Below are 15488 nucleotides of genomic sequence, written 5' to 3' on the forward strand. Positions count from 1 at the left end.
TCCTAGCGTCGGTACCGACATCGGATCGGCATGACGAGAGAGCCGGGAGGCTCGATGATCACATTGCGGGGACTCACCAAGCGGTACGGGGACAAGGCCGCGGTCAGCGACCTGTCCCTGGAGATCGCGCCGGGGAAGGTGACGGGGTTCCTGGGCCCGAACGGGGCGGGCAAATCCACGACCATGCGGATGATCCTGGGCCTGGACCGGCCCACCGCGGGCGAGGCGCTCATCGGCGGCCGCCCGTACGCGGCGCTGCCACGGCCGCTGACCGAGGTCGGCGCGCTGCTGGACGCAAAAGCGGTGCATCCCGGACGGTCGGCGCGGGCGCACCTGACCGCGATGGCGCGCAGCAACGGCATCCCGGTGCGGCGCGTCGATGAGGTGCTGGAGACCGTGGGGCTGACGGCGGTGGCGGGCAGGCGCGCCGGGTCGTTCTCCCTGGGCATGGGGCAGCGGCTGGGCATCGCCGGGGCGCTGCTGGGCGACCCGCGGGTGCTGATGTTCGACGAGCCGGTGAACGGGCTGGACCCCGACGGGGTGCTGTGGGTGCGGCGGCTGATGCGGTCGCTGGCCGCCGAGGGCCGCACCGTGTTCGTCTCCAGCCACCTGATGAGCGAGATGCAGCTGACCGCCGACCAGCTGGTGGTGATCGGGAAGGGCCGGCTGCTGGCCGACGCGCCGGTCACCGAGGTGATCGCGGCCAGCTCGCGGAACGCGGTGCGGATCCGCACCCCGCGACCAGGAGAGCTCGCCGCGCGGCTGGCCGCCGAGCCGATGCCGCTGCAGGTCACGCGGTCAGACGCCGGTGAACTGGCGGGCGACGGAGAGCGGGCGGACGAGCGGGCGGGCGAGCTGATCGTGACGGGCGCGCCGATCGAACGGATCGGGATGATCTGCCACGAGATCGGGGTGCCGCTGTACGAGCTGAGCCCGCAGGAGGCCTCGCTCGAGGAGGCCTACATGGAACTGACGGGGACGAGCGTGGAGTACGGTGCGGGCGCGCCGCAGAAGGCAGGGGTGTGACCGGTGGCGAACCTGACCGGACTACGAGCACGCGGCGACCACAACGGTGACCGCGAAAACGACGGCGACCGCGGCGGGAACGGCGGCGCACACGGCAGGGGCGGCGGCGCGGTCGGCGGTGGGCTGCCGGGAGCGGTCGCGGCCGAGTGGACCAAGCTGTGGTCGCTGCGTTCCACATGGTGGGCGCTGTTCGCGGCGTTCGGGGTCATGGGGTTGATGAGCGCGATCCTGGCGACGTCGACCGCGTCCAACAACACCAACGCCATCACCACCGACGACCAGGGCGTGGTGCAGGTCAGCGGGATCGCGGTCGGCGCGACCGACCTGGTGCAGTTCGTCCTGATCGCACTGGCGATCCTGATGATCACCGGGGAGTACGCCACCGGCAGCATCCGCACCACGCTGCAGTGGGTGCCGCTGCGCGACCGGATGCTGGCGGCCAAGGCCGCGGTGACGGCGGCCGTGATGCTGCCCGCCGGAGTCGCCCTGGGCGTGCTGGGGACCGCGGTGGCCGAGCCGCTGCTGGGCCGATGGGGCCGGCTCTCGGCAGGGGACGCGGTCGCCGACGTGCTGGCGGTCGGCGTGTACCTGGCACTGACCTGCGTCTTCATCCTGGGGGTCGGGACCGTCCTGCGCAGCACCGCCGGGGCGCTGACGACGGCGTTCCTGCTGCTGATGGCCGTCCCGATGCTCCTGGTCAACAGCAGCGTCAAGGCGCTGGGGTACGTGGCGGACGCGCTGCCGAGCACGGCTGGCAGGCACTTCATGGCCGGCGAGGGAGGCCCGTACCCACCGGCCGTCGGGCTGCTGATCCTGGCCGCCTGGGCGGTGGCGTCGCTGGCGCTGGGCACGGTGGTGCTGCGCCGCCGCGACGCCTGACGGCGCCCTCGATCCGGAGGCCCGGTGGCGGGGCCGGGCGGCGGTGCCCTGCGGTGACACCCTGCGGTGACACCCTGCGGTGACACTCTGCGGTGTCATCGCAGGGTGTCGTCGACCAGTCCCGCCTCGTAGGCGATGATCGCGGCCTGGACGCGGTTCCTGACCTCCAGCCGCGTGAGGATCGCGCTGACGTAGGCCTTCACGGTGCCCTCGACGACGTGCAGGCGGGCGGCGATCTCGGCGTTGGACAGACCCGCGCCCACCAGCGCCAGCACCTGGCGTTCGCGCGGGGTGAGGGCGCCGGTGCGCTTGCGGGCGGTGGTGCCGTGCGCCAGCCGGCCGCCGCCGCTGAGCTCGGCGATGACCCGGTGGGCGACCTTGGGCGACAGGTAGGCCGCGCCCTCGGCGACGGCGTGCACGCCCGCCAGCAGCTCACGCGGGTCACCGGACTTCAGCAGGAACCCCGCGGCGCCGCCCGACAGGGCGCGGGCGATGTACTCGTCCTCCCCGAACGTCGTCAGCATCAGCACCGATGCGGCGGGGGCGACGCGGCGCAGCTCGTCCGCCGCGGCCAGCCCGTCCATGCGCGGCATGCGGATGTCCAGCAGCACCACGTCGGGCCGGTGCGCGAGCGTCAGCTCCACGGCCTGGTGGCCGTCGGCGGCCTCGGCGACGACCTCGATGCCGGGGTCGGCCGACAGGATCGCCCGTACCCCGGCGCGGATCATCGCCTCGTCGTCGGCGAGCAGTACCCGGATCACCTGTGTCCTCTCATTCGCATCATGGAAGGTCTGTCATGGCAGGCCTGTCATGGCGTGGCCGACGGCGAGGGCGCGGGATCGGAGGTCACGCGCACGGCGTCCTTGCCGGCCAGGCGGTCACCGGCGAAGCACAGCCGGTAGACGGTGCCGAGGCCCAGCAGGTTGCCGTCGGCCCGGTAGAACTCGCAGTGCGCCCCGGGCGGCGGCGGAGCGAACCGGACGCGGTTGGCGTCGGAGTCGATGAGCTCGGTCGCCGGCAGCACCTCCTCGACCTGCGTGCGCGGCTGCCCCACCCGCAGCGCCTCGTACTCCTCGGGCGGCAGCACCGAGTTGAGCGTGGCGTAGGCGTAGTAACCCAGGATGATCGCCGACAGGACGGCGACGAGGCCCGCCGGGACCGCGATGGCGGTGATCAGGCCCCGGCGAAGCCGGCGGCGGCCGTGGTCAAGCCGCCAGGCGGTCTCGTGCCCCGCGCCCGCCACCGGTGCCGCGGCGGGGACGTCGGGCAGTTCCGCCTCGACCTGAAACCCACCGTCCGCGGTCGGGCCGGTGCTCAGGGTCCCGCCGGCCAGGCGGACCCGTTCGGCCAGCCCGGTCAGGCCGCGGCCCCCCGACGGCAGCAGCGGCGGCCCGGCGGGCGGCGGCTCGTTGGTGACGGTCACCATGGTCGCGCCGGGTCTCTTGCCCGCGCCGTTGCCCCCGTCCGAGCGGGCCAGCCGGACTGTCACGGCGGCTCCCGGGGCGTGCTTGGCGGCGTTGGTCAGGGCCTCCTGCACCACCCGGTGCGCGGCGAGGACGACCATCGGCGCGGCGCCGGCGGGCGGCTCGGCGTCGCCGGTGAGGCAGACCGGGATCCCCGAGGTGCGGGCGCGTTCCACCAGATCGGTGATGCTCTCGCGGGCGGGCCGGATCGGCGCCCCGCCCGGCGGCTCCGCCGCGCGGCCGGTGGTGTCGTGGCCGGTCTCCTCCCGCAGCACCCCGATGATCTCCCGGAGGTGCTCGGTGGCGTCGGCGGCGCTGGCGCGCAGCTCGGCGGCCTGCCCGCGGTGACGTTCGGGCAGGCCGGGTGCGACCTGCAGGGCGCCCGCGCGGACGGCGATGAGCGCCAGCTCGTGGCCGAGGGAGTCGTGCATGTCCTGGGCGATGCGGGCTCGTTCACGCAGCCGCTCCCGCTCGGCGACGATGCGCTGCTCGCGTTCCAGCTGCTCGGCGCGTTCCCACCCGGCGTCCACCAGTTCCTGGTACTGCCGCCAGTAGCGGCCGACCAGCCACGGCAGCACCCCGAGCAGCACCAGGTAGAGGGTCAGCGGGAACCAGCTGGTGACATCGATGCCACGGGCGATGTTGAGCACCGAGCCCGCGACGAACACGGCGGTGAACGCCCACAGCACCGGGCGTGCGTGCGCGGTGCGGCGGCCGGTGAGGTAGGCCATCACCGGGACGCCGAACGCGAAATTGCCCTGCAGCGGCACCAGCGCCAGCACGATCACCAGTGACAGCAGCGGACGGGTGCGGCTGGCCGCGACCGCGCCGCCCAGCGCCGCCACCCCCGCGGCAGCCGCCCACCAGGCGGCTCCGCCCTGGGCCGGCGGCAGCAGCGCGCCGTAGACCACCGGCGACGCCAGCGCCGCGAACAGCAGCGCGTCCTTCACCCTGGTGCGGCGGGGCCCCGAGTCGTTCACGCCGTCCACGCTACAAGCGGTTTGATCAGCGTTGATACTGACGAAAGTCAGGGGTGCAATAGGTTGTGGCCGTGACCCGGAGCTGGTGGACGCCCGCGCGCGCCGACATCGCGCTGGCCGCGCTCGCCTTGATCGTCAATCTGGTCGCGGCGGCGGCCAACACCAAGTCGGGGGACAACGCGCTGTTCCCCGCCGGCGCCGCGATGACCGCGGTGGGTTCGGGGGCGCTGGCGTTCCGGCGCCGCCACCCCGTGATCGTGCTGGTGGTCACCCTGCTGGTGTCGGTCGCCTACTACCCGATGGGCTTTCCCGACGGGCCGCTGGCGTTCGTGTTCATCATCGCGCTCTACACCGCGGCGGTGCGGTGCCGCCTGTACGTGCCGCTCAGCGCCGCGGCGGCGATCAACGCCGGGTTCGTCATCGTCAACCTCGCCAGGGGCGCCACGGGCCAAGAAGACGCCGACATGGTCATGGGCGCCGAGTCGGTCGCCGGCCTGACGTTCTGGCTGCTGCTGGTGACCGCGCTCGGGCAGTACGTGCGCAACCGCCGTGCCGCCCTCGCCGCCGCCGAACAGCGCGCGCTGGAGGCCGAGCGGTCCCGTGAGCAGGAGGCGCGGCGGCGCGCCACCGAGGAACGGCTGCGCATCGCCCGCGAGCTGCACGACATCCTCGCCCACCAGATCTCACTGATCAACGTGCAGGCCGGGGCGGCGCTGCACCGCCGCGACGACCCCGCCAAGGCCTACGCCGCGCTCGAGGCGATCAAACACGCGAGCAAGGACACGCTGCAGGAGCTGCGTGGCGTGCTGGGTGTTCTGCGGCAGGTCGACGGCGGCGACGAGGCAGGCCCTCCGGTGGCGCCCGCGCCGTCGCTGGCGCGCGTCGGTGAGCTGCTGGCGCAGACGTCGGCGGCCGGGCTGCCGGTCACCCTGGTCGGGGAGGTGCCCGCCGGGCCGCTGCCCGCGCCGGTGGACCTGGCCGGGTACCGCATCGTGCAGGAGGCCCTGACCAACGCGGTCCGCCACGCCCGTGCGAGCAAGGCCACCGTGGAGATCAGCTCCACTGCGGATGCGGTGGTGGTGCAGATCGACGACGATGGGACCGGTCCGGCGGACCCGGCCGCGCTCGAGAGCGGCAACGGGCTGCGCGGGATCAGGGAACGCGCCGCCACAGTCGGCGGTGAGGTGACCGCCGGGCCCGGCCCGGCGGGCGGGTTCCGGGTACGGGCGCGGCTGCCGCTGCGCCGCCCGGCGGGGCAGATGGAGGAGAGTGCGTGATCCGGGTGCTGCTGGCCGACGACCAGACGCTGGTGCGGGCGGGGTTCCGGTCGATCCTCGAAGGCGAGGACGACATCGAGATCGTCGCCGAGGCCGGTGACGGCGAGCGGGCGGTGCGGCTGGCCGACGAGCTGCGGCCCGACGTGGTGCTGATGGACATCCGGATGCCGGTGCTGGACGGCCTGGAGGCCACCCGCCGCATCGTCACCGACCCGCGGCTGGCCGGCGTCAAGGTCGTGATCCTCACCACCTTCGACCTCGACGACTACGTGTACGGGGCGATCAAGGCGGGTGCCAGCGGGTTCCTGGTCAAGGACACCGAGCCGCCCGAGCTGATCCACGGCGTGCGGGTCGTGGCGCGCGGTGACGCGCTGCTGGCCCCCACCGTGACCAGGCGGCTCATCGCCGAGTTCGCCTCCCGCATCACCGCGCCGCCGCCGTCGGTCGAGCTGAACGCCCTCACCGACCGTGAACGCGAGGTGCTGGAGCTGGTCGCCGCCGGCCTGTCGAACGAGGAGATCGCCGCGCGGCTGGTGCTGAGCCCGGCGACCGCCAAGACCCACGTCAGCCGCATCCTGTCCAAACTCGGCGCCCGTGACCGCGCCCAGCTGGTCGTCCTCGCCTACGAAAGCGGCATGATCAAACCGGGGTGGCTCAGCTGACCCCGGGTGCAACCGGGCGCGGCCTGCCGGTGTTGAACGGATGTGACGGTTACGGACGAAGTGGTCTCCGACCCTGACACCAGCACGGCACCCGACGCGGCCGACGAGGTCGCCGCCCGGGTCGTGACGGCGCTCGCCGGCGACCTCGACCACGGCTTCACGGTCCTGTACGACGCCTACCGCGGCGCGGTGTTCTCCACCGCGCTGCGGCTGTGCGGACGCTGGGCCGAGGCCGAGGACCTGGCCGCCGAGGCGTTCCTGCGCGCCTACCGCGCGCTCGCCGGATACGGCGCCGGCCGGATCGCCGAGCTGCGGCCGCGGGCCTGGCTGCTGACGATCCTGATGAACCTGTGGCGCAACAGCCGCCGCGGCGCCGCCCGCCGCCCGCCGCCCGGCCCGCTGGAGGACGCTCCCGACCCCGCAGACCCCGCCGAAGGCGTCGAGGCGGCCGCCACGCGGCATGAGACCGGCCGGGAACTGGCCGGGCTTCTGGAGAAGCTGCCGGAGGCGCAACGCGCCGCCGTCGTGCTCCGCCATGTCGCCGACCTGCCGATCGCCGAGATCGCCGTCGTGCTCGCCGTGCCCGAGGGGACCGTCAAATCGCACATCTCCCGGGGACTGGCCCGGCTCCGCAAGCTGCACACCACTCAGGGGGCACCTCATGCATGTTGAAGGTATGCGTTCTGACGTTCCCGACCCGCTCACCACCGGCTTGGCCGGGCTGGCCGCCGACGCACCCGACACCCTGCTCGACCGGATCGTCGCCCGCCGCGTGCACGTCCCCGCGCCGCTGGAGGAAGTCCAGGTCGCCTTCACCGACCACGGCGTCGCCTACCTGCGCGTCGGGCTGGACGAGGAGGAGTTCACCGCCGCGTTCCGCACCCGCTTCGGCCGGCCGCTGCTGCCGGCCGCCAAGCCGCCGCCCGGGCTGCTGCCCGCGCTGCGCACCGGCAAGCTCGGCGGTCTGCGGCTCGACCTGCGCGGCCTCAGCGACTTCGAGGCCGCCGTGCTGCGCGCCGCCGCCGCGATCCCGCGTGGCCAGACCCGCCCCTACGCCTGGGTGGCGCGACGGGCCGGGCGGCCCAAGGCCGTCCGCGCCGTCGGGTCCGCGCTCGGCCGCAACCCGGTGCCGCTGCTGATCCCCTGCCACCGCGTCACCCGCTCCGACGGCGCCATCGGTGACTACGTGTTCGGCGCCGGTGCCAAGGAACGGCTCCTGCGCGCCGAGAACGTCAACCTCGACGAGGTCGCCGCGCTCGCCGACGCCGGCGTGTTCTACCTCGGCAGCGACACCACCGGCATCGTGTGCTACCCTACCTGCGCCGACGCCCGCCGCATCACCCCCGAGCACCGGCACGGGTTCCGCACCCTCACCGCCGCCCAGGCCGCCGGATACCGCCCCTGCCGGCACTGCCGCCCCGGCCAGCCCGAGCCCGCCTGACCCGAACCGCGCATGAACGCCCGGGCGAATCAGCACCGGCTGCTCGCCGGGGTGGGGATTCACACATGCAGGGTGGGTCGGTAGATGAGCTCTTGGGTGTGGCCGTCGAGCGTCCGGTGCTCGATCAGCTCAAGGTCGAAGTCGGCCGCATCCTGGAAGATCGGCTCCACTCCGGTCCGACCGGTGATCACAGGGAAGATCGTCAGCTGGACGCGGTCGACCAGACCGGCGGCCATGAGCGACCGGTTCAGCGACAGGCTGCCGTGCGAGCGCAACGGCACCTCGGACTCCTCCTTGAGCCGGGAGACGACGTCAACGACATCGCCGCTCACGACGTCCGCACCGCCCGGCCAGTCGAGGGGGCCCTCCAGTGTGGCCGACACCACCGTCGCCGGCATGCTCCTCATCCGTGCGTTCGGATCGACCGACGGGTCACCCACACCGGACCCCTCGGCGCCCGAGCCCAGCAACTGCACGAACTGCCGATAGGTGTTGGCGCCCAGGACCAGCCGCTGCTCCTCGCCGTACAGGGCGAGGCGGCGGTCGAGGAACTCGGGGCCCTGCTTACCCCAGTAACCGCCCCAGTCCCCGCCGTCGTAGGAGCCGAACCCATCGAGGCTGGAAAAGACGTCGAACGTGTAGGTAGCGGTCATGATGCTCTCCTCGGCTGCTGATCGCGTGTTGGGGATCCAGACCGGGTTGCCGGCCTCTCACCTTGGCTACGAACGCACTCGCCGCCAATCGACACCCCATCCAGAAAAATCAGAAGACAAAGGCCGCAGGGTCGACCTGACCCACACCGGGGCGATCACCGCCTACGGCTCCGCTGCTCACCCGCCACGAGCACAAGCCCGTCTGTGCGACAGGCCCGTTCCCGAACCCACGTCAAGTGCGCCCGCGCCGTCCAGCGTTCCGCCACAAGCCGCCGCGAGGTGGTCATACACCTGCGGCGGGTACCCGGGACGTGCCCTGGCGTAGACGCCGACCACGCCGTCGAAATGCGCACCGTCATCGGCACCTCCTCGTCGAGCGACCCGCAGATCCTTCACGACTGCCACTGATCGTGCCGGAAGTCGTTCCACAAGCATCGTTCCGAAACAGTAGTACGAACCCGAGTTTCGGTACGGTGTGCGGATGGGAACCGATGACGCCCACCCTCGGCGCGGGCTCGACCTCGGCTACGCCCGTGTCTCCACCACCAGGCAGTCCCTTGATCGGCAGCTCGACGCCCTGGCCGCCGCCGGCATCCCGGACGAGCGGATCTTCGTCGACGAGAAGACCGGCACCGTCGACCGCGAGGGCCTCAATCGGCTCCTGACCTACGCGCGTGCCGGCGACACGGTCGTCGTACACACGCTGGACCGGATCGGCCGCAACCTCCGCGAAGTGCTCAACCTGGTGCACGACCTCGCCGAGAAGGGCATTGGTGTACGGTCGCTGGCCGACCCGCTGCCGATCAATACCGCCGACGAGGGCATGGGCCGCATCGCCTTCCTGCTGCTGGCGCTGTTCGCCGAGATGGAACGCACCTTCACCGCCGAACGCGCCGCGCACGCCCGTGCCACCGCCGAGGCCGCCGGGCGCCAGATCGGCCGCCCCCGCACCCACCCCGCCGACAAGATCGAATACGCTCGGTTGCTCAAGACCCAGGGCGACTCCCTCGGTCAGATCGCGGCCAAGACCGGAATCCCCAAGACGTCCCTGCACCGCTACCTCTCCGATGCCGTCGCCCCAGCCAGCAGGGGCCGGGCCGGTGAAGCCGTGACCATCGCTACCTCTCAGAACGCTGATGAGTCGGCCTTCGGCGGGCTGGTCGAGCAGTATCGGCGGGAGTTGCAGGTGCATTGCTACCGGATGGTCGGCTCGTTCGAGGAGGCCGAGGATCTGGTCCAGGAAACATTCCTGCGGGCGTGGCGCAAACGCGAGAGCTTCCAGGGGCGTTCCACATTCCGTGCGTGGCTCTACCGGATCGCGACGAACGCCTGTATCGACTTCCTCGACCGGCACCCACGCCATCCGCTCCCGCGGGAGGGCGCTGGAGGCGAGGTGCCGCCGGATGAGATCCGATGGCTCCAGCCCTACCCGGATCGGCTGCTGGAGCCGATGGCGCCAGGCGACGCAGAGCCGGACGCCGCCGCGGTCGACAAGGAGACCATCGAACTGGCGTTCCTGGTCGCCATCCAGCACCTGCCTCCCCGGCAGCGTGCGGTGCTGATCCTGCGCGACGTGCTCGGCTGGTCGGCCAAGGAGGCCTCCGCGGCGCTGGGAGTGAGCGTCGCCTCGGTGAAGAGCGCTCTGCAGCGAGCGCGGCCGACTCTGAAGATGCACCTCCCGCAGCGTCGGGAGGAGTGGGCGGCGTCGACGCCCGCCACTGCGCAGGAGCAGGCATTGCTGCAGCGCTTCATGGACGCCCACCAGCAGGCGGACACCGCTGTGCTCGCACAGTTGCTGAGTGAAGACGTGCGGATGACGATGCCTCCGCTTCCGTTCTGGTTCTCCGGTCGCCAGGCGGTCATGGACTTCACCGCCCATGCCCTCGGACCCGACTCGCCGCTGTACCGGGCGCAGTGGCGAAGCGTGCCGACCCGGGCCAACCGGCAGCCTGCCGTGGCGGGGTACGTCCGAGTGCCAGGAGACCGGGAGTACCGGGCTCAGGTGCTCAACGTCCTGCGGGTCGAGGACGGGAGAATCGCCGAGATCACCGCCTTCGAGCCGCGTGTGTTCCCTGCGTTCGATCTGCCGCTGACACTGTCCTAGCTATCGTCGCCCTGGGCCGTGATTCCTTTTCGGCCGCCTCACCGTCTCAACAGCCGACGGCCGCGATACGCGCGGTCGGCGACGGTGAGGAGTTGTTTGATGGGAACCGGAAATCGCGACGATGTGATGGCGCTGCCGCAAGGTGATGTCGGCCTGCTGGGCAGTGACGTGGCACAGCGTCTGCTCTCCTCCAAGGAGCTGGCTCGAGTGGCGTATGTCGCGGCGGACGGCACGCCGCGCGTGTTCCCGATGCTGTTTCACTGGACAGGGACGGAGGTGGTGCTCTCGACGTTCGGGGGTGCCAAGGTCGGCGCCCTGCGGGCAAGGCCCGACGTCGCCATCACCATCGACGCCGCCACCACCCCACCTCAGGCCCTCCTCATCCGTGGGCGGGCGTCGGTCACCGACATCGAGGGGATCGTCCCGGAGTACGCGCTGGCCCAGCGCCGCTACGCCGGACAGGAGCAGGGTGCCGCCAATGTGGCGGCCGTCGATCACCCTGGTACCAAGATGGTGCGCATCGCCGTGCGGCCGACCTGGGTCGGGGTTCTGGATTTCCAAACACGGCTTCCCGGTGGCAGCAGCGTGCGGGACTTCGAACGTCGGGGCCGACTGTGACGAGAGGGACCGGAAATCAGCCCGACCGTCACCACCGTCAGGCGGGCAGCTCATCGTGACCACCTATGTACTGATCCCCGGCGCCGCGTCCGACTCCTGGTACTGGCATCTGCTGAACGCCGAACTGCGCGGGCGCGGCCACGACGTGGTCGCGCCCGATCTGCCCTGCGACGATGACTCGGCCGGGCTTGCCGAGTACACCGACGTGGTGATCAACGCCATCGGGCACCGCACCGGCCTCGTCGTGGTCGCCCAGTCTTTCGGCGGATTCACCGCTCCTCTGGTGTGCGATCGGGTCCCGGTCGATCTGCTGGTGCTGCTGACAGCGATGATCCCCTCGCCGGGTGAGCCGCCCGGCCAGTGGTGGGCCAACACCGGCTGGGAAAAGGCCCGACACGAGCAGGACACACGCGACGGACGGGCACCCGACGACGAGATCTCCCTCTTCCTCCACGACGTGCCACCCGACCTGGCGGCAGAGGCGATCAAGCGGCGCCGTTATCAGTCCGCCACACCTTTCCTGCACCCATGGCCGCTTCAAGCATGGCCCGCGGTGCCGACGAAAGTCCTGCTCTGCCGCGACGACCGCTTCTTCCCTGCAGAGTTCATGCGCCGGATCGTCGAACAACGCCTCGGCATCGCCCCGGACGAGATCGACGGCGGCCACACCATCGCCCTCAGCCGCCCCAGGGAACTGGCCGATCGACTGGAGGCCTACCAGGCCGAACGGTAACAACCCGCGTGCGCGGGTCCTCTGCACGCCCACAGACATCAGGGTGTGCAGAGGAGGCGGAGCCTGCCGGTTGAGTCAGCGGATCCGGTACGGCCACGTGGCCACTCCGGGACCGGAACCCCTAGAACCACCGTCCCCTGAAGGGCGTCTCATCGAGTACCGGGGCAGATGGCGCCCAAGCTCGCTGACCGGTGGGGTGTCCGATGGCGAAGCGGTTGTCTTACGCCGACGCGGTGAAGCTTCTGGGTGGTGCAGGCTGGGCCGTGCGCGCCTTCGGTGACCTTCCCGAGGCTGGACGGGTCGTGTGAGCGGTCGCTAGCGTGTGCGCGATGGACGAGGTGTGGCGGTTGATCGAGGCGTACCACGCGCCCATCTACTTCTCCGACGAGGCGGCGGCCGCCTACAAGGCCGCCGGGCTCAAGGGCTACTGGATGGGCTACTTCGCCTCCCGGTCGGCCGCCATGGGCGAGCCCGGGCCCCAGATGGTCACGGCCACCTTCTACAACTTCGCGCCGCGCCGCGTCGAGCGCGCGATCCCCGACGCCTGGCGGTTCTGCCCGCCCGGCAAGGTCCTGGACGCGCGGCTCCAGGCCGCCGACCGGACATTGCGGCGCCTGCTCGGCGACCTCATCACCGCGCCCGAGGTCGCCGAGGCGGCCGAGCTCGCCACCCAGGCGGCCGCCGCGTGCCCGCCACAGGGACGTCCCCTGTCGGCCGCGCACGCGGCGCTTCCCGTCCCCGCCGAGCCGCACCTGGCGCTGTGGTGGGCGGCCACCGTGCTGCGTGAATTCCGCGGTGACGGGCACATCGCCGCGCTGCTCACCGGCGGGCTGGACGGCTGCGAGGCCAACCGCGTCTCCGTCGCGGTCGGCACCTCCTCCCCGCAGCAGCGCGAGCAGCGCGGCTGGAGCGAACAGGAGTGGGACGCCTGCACCGCACGGCTCGCCGCACGCGGCTGGCTCACCGCCGACGGCGCCCTGACCGAGCAGGGACGCGCCGACCGCGCCGCCATCGAGGACACCACCGAACGGCTCGCCGCACCCGCGCTCGAGGCGCTCGGCCCGGGCGCCACCGCACGGCTCACCGAATGCCTGCGGCCCCTGGCCCACCACATCGTCGGCTCCGGCGGCGCCATCCCGTTCCCCAACGCCATGGCGCTGCCCCCGATCTGAACGTTCAGCGGGCGTTGTGGAAGATGACGCCCAGCACGTGACGGTCGCCCGACAGCACCTCGCTCACCCCGTGCCGCATCGCCACCCGCTTGAAACCGCGGGCCGACGGCACCGGCCGGTGCCGCACCGGGAAGACCACCCCCTGCCCCAGGCCCGGCCGCGCCACGATCGGACGGGACTGCGCGCGGGGACGCTGCTCCACGAACACGCTCTCCCCGCCGGTGAAGTCCACATCCGGCGTGCTCAACATCACCGCCACCTGCAGGGGGAACATCAACTCGCCGTACACGTCCTGGTGCAGGCAGTTGTAGCCGCCGGGCCCGTACCGCAGCAGCAGCGGCGTCGGCCGGTGCTGGCCCGCCGCCGCGCACGCCTCCAGCAGCCCCTCCAGATCACCCGGGTACGCCTCCTCGCCCAGCCGCTCGGCCCACCGGTTGGCGACGGCCGCGAGCGGCGGATACAGCCGCGTGCGCAGCTCCTGCACCAGCGGCGGCAACGGATCGCCGAAATACCGGTACTCACCCTCGCCGAACGCGTGCCGTGCCATCACCACGGTGCTGCGGAACGCCCTGTCCGCGCCGTACATCCCGATCAGCTCCGCGCACTCCTGCGGGGTCAGCAACGGCGGCGTCAGCGCGAACCCGGCACGATCCAGGTCCTCCTCCGCCCGCACCCAGTCCACAGCGAACCTTTCCTGGACTGACACAAGGGATCCTTCCTGCCAGAGGTGTCTCTGCGGAGAACCCCGCCGAGCCCCCGCCGGTTGCAGCGGCGTTCAACCACGATTGGCCAGCAGCACCCCCGCGCCGCCCAGCACCAGCCCCGCCACCGTCGGCAAAGCCAGGGACTCCCCGATGGTCACCCACGCCAGCAGCGCCGTCACCGACGGGATCAAGAAGAACAACGTGCTCACGCGGCTCGCCGACGACCGCCGCAGCATCGTGTTCAGCAGCAGGAACACCCCGACCGAGTTCACCAGCACGATCCACGCCAGCGCCCCGCCGAACGCCGGCCAGTCCGTCACCCGCGGCGTCTCCACCAGCAGCGACGACACCCCGATCACCGGCGCCGCCACCAGGAACTGCACCGCCGTGCCCGAGAAGACGTTCATGTCCGCCACGAACCGCTTCTGGTAGAGGGTGCCCACGCTCAGCCCCAGCAGACCCGCCACGCACAGCACCACGCCCAGCGCCGAGAACGCCACCCTGTCCGCGACCGCGAGCACCACCCCCGCCGCGCCCAGCCCGAACCCCGCCCACTGCCGGGCCGTCACCCGCTCCCCCAGCGCCGACGCCGCCAGCAATGCGATCACCACCGGATTCAGCCCCTGCACCAGCGCCACCACCCCTGCGGGCAGCCCCAATCCCATCGCGCTGTAGAGCGCACCGAACTGCACCGCCTGGATCAGCAACCCCGTCACCGCGATGTGCCCCAGCCGCCGCCCGCGCGGCCACGGCGCCCGCAACACCACCGCCAGCCCTGCCAGCAGCACCCCCGCCAGCGCGAACCGCGCGAACGTCAGCAGCAACGGCGGCGCCGCGTCCACCCCGATCGCCCCCGCGATGAACGCGCTGCTCCACAACACCACGAACACCGGCGGCATCACCGCCGCCCACCCGGACCCGGTCACCGGCGCGGCCTGCGCGGGCGGAGCCTCCTCGATCCTGACCGCCACGACCACACCCTCCCGAGTAACCCTCTAGAACGGTTATTCAGTCTGGTGATCGCGTCCATAACCTGTCAAGCCGGTTATGATGGGGTGATGGGCTTCACGTTCGTCAGCGGTGACCCCGCGCTCGACTTCGCCGGCACCGTGCGGCACCGGCGCGACGACCGCACCGACCAGCTCGCCACACCCGCCGACCTCGCCCGCTGGACGGTGGAGGCGGGCCTGCTCACCACCGCGCCCCCGGCCGACGCCGCCGGGCTCGACACCGCCGTGGCGCTGCGCGAGGCCATCTACCGCCTGGCCGCCGGCGCCGGCGGCCGGCACGACCGGGACCTGGTCAACCGGCACGCCGCCGCGGCACCCGTCACCGTCGGCCTCACCGCCGACGGCACCGTCGAACGCACCGGCGACCTGCCCGCCGCGCTGGCCACCCTCGCGCGCAGCGCCGTCGAACTCCTCGGCGGCCCCGACGCCCGCGACGTGAAGGAATGCGAGGCCGACCCCTGCACCCGCCTGTACCTGGACACCTCCCGCCGCCGCACCCGCCGCTGGTGCGACATGCGCGAATGCGGCAACCGCGCCAAAGCCGCCGCCTTCCGGGCCCGCCACCGCCCGGACCCCTGACCCGCCCCGGCGTCTGACCCACCCGGACCCCTGACCCGCCCCGGCGTCTGGATCGCGGGGTGGGTTGTGCCGCAGCGACATCGCATGAACGTGGCACGGCATGCGTCGGAGGATGTGACCGGATCGTTCCGGCAAGGGGCCTGATCGTGTCTGTCGCCGGCCGGCCGTCGGGCGTCAGGATCGGGGT

General features: G+C 72.1%; 16 protein-coding genes. 11 read left to right on the forward strand and 5 right to left on the reverse strand.

All coding sequences use genetic code 11. From position 1 onward, the window contains the following. The first annotated feature begins 54 nt into the window (after positions 1–54). Positions 55–1026 (forward strand): ATP-binding cassette domain-containing protein, encoded by a 972-nt coding sequence (locus tag F8566_RS14995; RefSeq protein ID WP_151560814.1) that lies wholly within the window; start codon positions 55–57, stop codon positions 1024–1026. 3 nt (positions 1027–1029) lie between these two features. Next, entirely contained in the window at positions 1030–1905 is an 876-nt protein-coding gene (locus F8566_RS15000; RefSeq protein WP_151560815.1) for an ABC transporter permease subunit, read from the forward strand. A 95-nt stretch (positions 1906–2000) separates the two neighbouring features. Here the strand turns inward: F8566_RS15000 and F8566_RS15005 are convergent, their stop codons facing one another. Together F8566_RS15005 and F8566_RS15010 are read right to left on the reverse strand one after the other, a co-directional pair. Then, positions 2001–2666 (reverse strand): response regulator, encoded by a 666-nt coding sequence (locus tag F8566_RS15005; protein WP_151560816.1) that lies wholly within the window; start codon positions 2664–2666, stop codon positions 2001–2003. 47 nt (positions 2667–2713) lie between these two features. Beyond that, complete coding sequence (locus tag F8566_RS15010; protein ID WP_151560817.1) at positions 2714–4348, reverse strand: sensor histidine kinase; 1635 nt, start codon at positions 4346–4348, stop codon at positions 2714–2716. A gap of 71 nt (positions 4349–4419) precedes the next feature. Between F8566_RS15010 and F8566_RS15015 the strand changes: the two genes are divergently transcribed. From F8566_RS15015 to F8566_RS15030, 4 genes are read left to right on the forward strand one after another with little or no spacing between them, the layout of a single operon-like run. After that, positions 4420–5625 carry a sensor histidine kinase gene (locus tag F8566_RS15015; RefSeq protein WP_225993188.1) on the forward strand — a complete coding sequence of 402 codons (1206 nt, stop codon included), beginning with the start codon at positions 4420–4422 and terminating at the stop codon, positions 5623–5625. After that, positions 5622–6287, forward strand: coding sequence for a response regulator (locus F8566_RS15020; protein WP_151560818.1), 666 nt, complete (start codon positions 5622–5624; stop codon positions 6285–6287). Before F8566_RS15015 ends, F8566_RS15020 begins: the two co-directional genes overlap by 4 nt. 42 nt (positions 6288–6329) lie before the next feature. Continuing rightward, entirely contained in the window at positions 6330–6959 is a 630-nt protein-coding gene (locus F8566_RS15025) for an RNA polymerase sigma factor (RefSeq protein WP_225993189.1), read from the forward strand. 4 nt (positions 6960–6963) lie between these two features. Continuing rightward, the gene (locus F8566_RS15030; RefSeq protein ID WP_151560819.1) at positions 6964–7728 is read left to right on the forward strand and encodes a methylated-DNA--[protein]-cysteine S-methyltransferase; all 765 of its coding nucleotides are present in this window, start codon (positions 6964–6966) and stop codon (positions 7726–7728) included. A gap of 59 nt (positions 7729–7787) precedes the next feature. Here the strand turns inward: F8566_RS15030 and F8566_RS15035 are convergent, their stop codons facing one another. Continuing rightward, a complete protein-coding gene (locus tag F8566_RS15035; RefSeq protein WP_151560820.1) occupies positions 7788–8381 on the reverse strand; it encodes a dihydrofolate reductase family protein in 594 nt (197 codons plus the stop codon). A gap of 481 nt (positions 8382–8862) precedes the next feature. On the opposite strand from F8566_RS15035, the gene F8566_RS15045 reads away from it, so the two are divergent. The 4 genes from F8566_RS15045 (at position 8863) to F8566_RS15060 (ending at position 13008) form a co-directional block, all read left to right on the forward strand. After that, positions 8863–10485: an RNA polymerase subunit sigma-70 gene (locus tag F8566_RS15045; RefSeq protein WP_225993190.1), complete on the forward strand. Its 1623-nt coding sequence runs from the start codon at positions 8863–8865 to the stop codon at positions 10483–10485. Positions 10486–10584: 99 nt separating this feature from the next. After that, positions 10585–11103 carry a pyridoxamine 5'-phosphate oxidase family protein gene (locus F8566_RS15050; RefSeq protein ID WP_151560821.1) on the forward strand — a complete coding sequence of 173 codons (519 nt, stop codon included), beginning with the start codon at positions 10585–10587 and terminating at the stop codon, positions 11101–11103. A gap of 55 nt (positions 11104–11158) precedes the next feature. Next, positions 11159–11836 (forward strand): alpha/beta hydrolase, encoded by a 678-nt coding sequence (locus F8566_RS15055; protein WP_151560822.1) that lies wholly within the window; start codon positions 11159–11161, stop codon positions 11834–11836. A gap of 329 nt (positions 11837–12165) precedes the next feature. Next, positions 12166–13008: an SCO6745 family protein gene (locus F8566_RS15060; RefSeq protein ID WP_151560823.1), complete on the forward strand. Its 843-nt coding sequence runs from the start codon at positions 12166–12168 to the stop codon at positions 13006–13008. Positions 13009–13012: 4 nt separating this feature from the next. Here F8566_RS15060 and F8566_RS15065 read toward each other — a convergent pair whose 3' ends face one another. Continuing rightward, a complete protein-coding gene (locus F8566_RS15065; RefSeq protein WP_225993191.1) occupies positions 13013–13714 on the reverse strand; it encodes a 2OG-Fe(II) oxygenase in 702 nt (233 codons plus the stop codon). A 69-nt stretch (positions 13715–13783) separates the two neighbouring features. Further along, positions 13784–14683, reverse strand: coding sequence for a DMT family transporter (locus F8566_RS15070; protein ID WP_225993192.1), 900 nt, complete (start codon positions 14681–14683; stop codon positions 13784–13786). Positions 14684–14770: 87 nt separating this feature from the next. Between F8566_RS15070 and F8566_RS15075 the strand changes: the two genes are divergently transcribed. After that, on the forward strand, positions 14771–15301 hold the full coding sequence (locus F8566_RS15075; protein ID WP_151560824.1) for a CGNR zinc finger domain-containing protein: 531 nt from the start codon (positions 14771–14773) through the stop codon (positions 15299–15301). Positions 15302–15488: the final 187 nt, after the last annotated feature.

The organism is Actinomadura rudentiformis (assembly GCF_008923185.1).
GTDB classification, from domain to species: Bacteria; Actinomycetota; Actinomycetes; order Streptosporangiales; family Streptosporangiaceae; genus Spirillospora; species Spirillospora rudentiformis.

What these genes read in the sequence shown, in the direction of transcription:
- F8566_RS14995 (WP_151560814.1), top strand. Translation starts at nt 55, where the DNA reads ATGATCACATTGCGGGGACTCACCAAGCGGTACGGGGACAAGGCCGCG.
- F8566_RS15045 (WP_225993190.1), top strand. Translation starts at nt 8,863, where the DNA reads ATGGGAACCGATGACGCCCACCCTCGGCGCGGGCTCGACCTCGGCTAC.
- F8566_RS15035 (WP_151560820.1), bottom strand. Translation starts at nt 8,381, where the DNA reads ATGACCGCTACCTACACGTTCGACGTCTTTTCCAGCCTCGATGGGTTC.
- F8566_RS15050 (WP_151560821.1), top strand. Translation starts at nt 10,585, where the DNA reads ATGGGAACCGGAAATCGCGACGATGTGATGGCGCTGCCGCAAGGTGAT.
- F8566_RS15060 (WP_151560823.1), top strand. Translation starts at nt 12,166, where the DNA reads ATGGACGAGGTGTGGCGGTTGATCGAGGCGTACCACGCGCCCATCTAC.
- F8566_RS15030 (WP_151560819.1), top strand. Translation starts at nt 6,964, where the DNA reads ATGCGTTCTGACGTTCCCGACCCGCTCACCACCGGCTTGGCCGGGCTG.
- F8566_RS15075 (WP_151560824.1), top strand. Translation starts at nt 14,771, where the DNA reads ATGGGCTTCACGTTCGTCAGCGGTGACCCCGCGCTCGACTTCGCCGGC.